The organism is Bradyrhizobium sp. WSM4873 (genome assembly GCF_055811355.1).
Genome location: NZ_JBVVPS010000084.1, coordinates 1 through 3,281, shown reverse-complemented (window position 1 = coordinate 3,281; position 3,281 = coordinate 1). Strand labels below are relative to the sequence as shown.

Below are 3,281 nucleotides of genomic sequence, written 5' to 3'. Positions count from 1 at the left end.
GAGCTCGAGGACGCGATCGACGTCGAGGACGACCATGAGCTGGCCGTCGAGACGGTGGACACCGCCGGCGAGCTTGGCCATGCGGGGGTCGAGATTGACGGGGTTTTCTTCCATGCCGTCCTCGGCGAGCCGCAGCACTTCGCCGATCTGGTCGATCAGGAGGCCGTAGGACTCACCGCGCAGGTCGACGCCGACCGCCATCGGGATCTTGCCGTCCTCGGGCTTGGGCAGGCCGAGCCGGGCGCGCATGTCGACCACGGTGACGATGCGGCCGCGCAGGTTCAGCACGCCCGCGATCTCGCGCGAGGACAGCGGCACGCGGGTGACGCGCTCGGGCATGAACACGTCCTGGACGCGGGAGATCGGCAGGCCGAACAGCTGGCCGCCGATCATCGCAGTGACGTATTCGACCATGGCGCCTTCGCCGGACTGGGTCTTCTTGGTCATGTTAGTTTCTCCTGATCCCGCTGGTTACGCTGCTGCGCGGCTCAGCTCGGAGGCACCGGCGGCGCCCGCGGTCTGTTCCTTCAGCGCCGCGATCAGACCGGGACGGTCGAACTTGGCGACATAGTCGTGGAAGCCGGCCTGACGGCCGCGCTCGATCGCCGCCGGCGACACCAGCGCGGAGAGCCCGATGATCGGCATCGCGCCCAGATTGCTGTCGGAGCGGATGGTCTCGGCAAACTCGAACCCGTTCATGTCGGGCATCTCGATGTCGGTCAGGACCACGTCGAAGGTCTGCGCGCGCAACGCCGCGAGCCCCTCCTGCGCGGTCGGCGCGGTGCGGACGCGGTAGCCGGCGGCCTTGAGCACCGGAGCCAGCATGTTGCGGAAGAACGCCGAGTCGTCGACCAGCAGCACCGATTGCGAGTGCAGCGACGGCTTCATCTCCTTGCGGGTGAACCAGTCGGAGAACGCCATCGGCAGGAAGTGGCCGACGTCGATCACCTCGGTGGCCTGGCCCTTGATCACAGCCGAGCCGAGAATGCCGGAGGAGGATCCGCCGACCTCGATGTTGAGCCGCTCCTCGACGATGTCGATGATCTCGTCGACGACGAGGCCCATGGAGCGGCCGTCATCGGAGAACACCAGGATCGGCTGGGCGCCCTGGCTCGCAATGGTGACGCTCTCCATGGCAACGAGCGGCATCAGCTGCTCGCGGTACTGCACCATGTAGCGGCCGTTACTGAACTCGATCTTGTCGGCCGGGAGCTCTTCCAGGCGCGTGACGAGCCCGAGCGGGACCGCCTTGGGCTGCGACGAGCCGGCGCGGAACACGAGGAGCGAGGTGGTCTGCTCGCCGCTTCCGATGCTGTGAGTCCCGTTCTCGTTGTTCATGTCATGGGCCGAGGAGCCGGCGGCGCCGAGCGCCTTGGCGATGCCGTTGGGGTCGATGATCATGATGACCGCGCCGTCGCCCAGGATGGTGTTGCCCGAGAACATGTCGATGTGACGCAGTTTCGTCGACATCGGCTTGACCACGATTTCTTCGGTGTGGAACACGCCGTCGACGACGATGCCGAAGGTCTGGCTGCCAACCTGCGTCACCACGATGAAGCCGTTCTCGGGATCGGAGACGGCGCCGTCGTCGATCTTGAGCAGCTTCTTGAGATGGATCAGCGGCAGCAGCTTGTTGCGCAGCCGGAGCACCGCGGTGTCCTTGATGCGCTCGATGCGGTGCTCCGAGTTGGCGCGGGCCCGCACCAGCTCGACCACGGAGAGCTGCGGGATCGCAAAGCGGTCGCCGGCGGCTTCCACGATCAGCGCGGAGACGATGGCCAGCGTCAGCGGGATCTTGATGGTGACGGAGGAGCCTTCACCTGCGACCGACTTGATGTCGATGGTGCCGCCGATCTGGTCGATATTGGTGCGCACCACGTCCATGCCGACGCCGCGCCCCGACACCGAGGTGATGGCGGCAGCAGTCGAGAAGCCCGGCGCGAAGATGAACTTGTGGATCTGGGCTTCGCTCATCTTCTCGAGCTCGGCCTCGGTGGCGAGGCCGGAGGAGATCGCCTTGGCCTTGATCCTGTCGGTGTTCAGGCCACGGCCGTTGTCGGCGATGCAGATGATGATGTGGCCGCCCTCGTGATAGGCGGACAGGCGAATGGTGCCCTGCTCGCCCTTGCCGCCGGCGAGACGCTCGGCCGGGGTCTCCAGGCCATGGTCGGCGGAGTTGCGCACCATGTGGGTGAGCGGGTCCTTGATCAGGTCGAGCACCTGGCGGTCGAGCTCGGTGTCGGCGCCGTGCATCTCCAGCTCGATCTGCTTGCCGAGTTCGCTCGAGAGGTCGCGAACGATGCGGGGCAGCTTCTGCCAGGCATTGCCGATCGGCTGCATGCGCGTCTTCATGACGCCTTCCTGCAGCTCGGCGGTGACGTTGGACAGCCGCTGCAACGGCACCTTGAACTCGGTGTCCTCGTTGCGGCGGGAGATCTCCAGCAGCTGGTTGCGGGTCAGCACCAGCTCGGAGACCATGGTCATCAGATGCTCCAGCGTATCCACGTTGACGCGGATCGACTGGTTGGCGATGCTGGCTCCCTCGCCGGCGCCCTCGTCGGCGATCGACTTCTTCGGCGCGGCCTTGTCCTTGGGCGCCTTGGTCTCCTTGGCAGTTTCCTTGTCCCTGGCAACAGGCACTGGCGCTTCAGCGGCAGGCTGGGGCTCGGCCTTGACTTCAGCCTTGGCAACGGGGGCGGGAATCGGCGCTTCGATCGCGGTCTCGCGGAAGGCGCGCTCGAGCTCGTCGAGCGAGACTTCGCCCGGACGCAGCGGACGCTCCAGGCTCTGGTCGGCCAGCACGCCCGAGGTCGGCGCGGCCTCCACTGCAGCCGGCGCTTCCGGCACCAGCGGCGGCGCTTCGGCCACAGGAGCAGCCACGGCACCGGCAGCCATTGCCGCCATGCCCTGCTCAACCATCGCTTCCAGCTTGTCGATGAGATCGCGGTCGGTGCCCTCGGGCTCGGCTTCGGTCGCCTCCAGCCCGCCCAGAATTTCCTTGATGCGGTCGATCGAGGCCAGGATCACCGTCACCGCGCCGGCCGTCACCGGCATCCCGTCACGGAATTTGCTCATCAGCGTCTCGCCGGCATGCGCCAGCGCTTCCAGACGCGGCAATCCGAGGAAGCCGCACGTGCCCTTGATGGTGTGGACCAGCCGGAAGATGTTATCCAGGATCTTGGCGTTGTTCGGCTCCTGCTCGAACTTCACCAGCTGATTGTCCACGGTGTCCAGGCTCTCACTGGTTTCCGTCAAAAACTCCCGCAACAGATCATCCATGA

At 66.2% G+C, this 3,281-nt stretch carries 2 protein-coding genes; both read right to left on the bottom strand.

The window, feature by feature from the left end:
* The coding region (locus tag AC0L21_RS37750; RefSeq protein WP_247468230.1) for a chemotaxis protein CheW at positions 1–447 on the bottom strand (447 nt) is incomplete at its 3' end.
* A gap of 24 nt (positions 448–471) precedes the next feature.
* Positions 472–3,279, bottom strand: a complete 2,808-nt coding sequence (locus AC0L21_RS37745) for a hybrid sensor histidine kinase/response regulator (RefSeq protein ID WP_473267044.1) — start codon at positions 3,277–3,279, stop codon at positions 472–474.
* Positions 3,280–3,281: the final 2 nt, after the last annotated feature.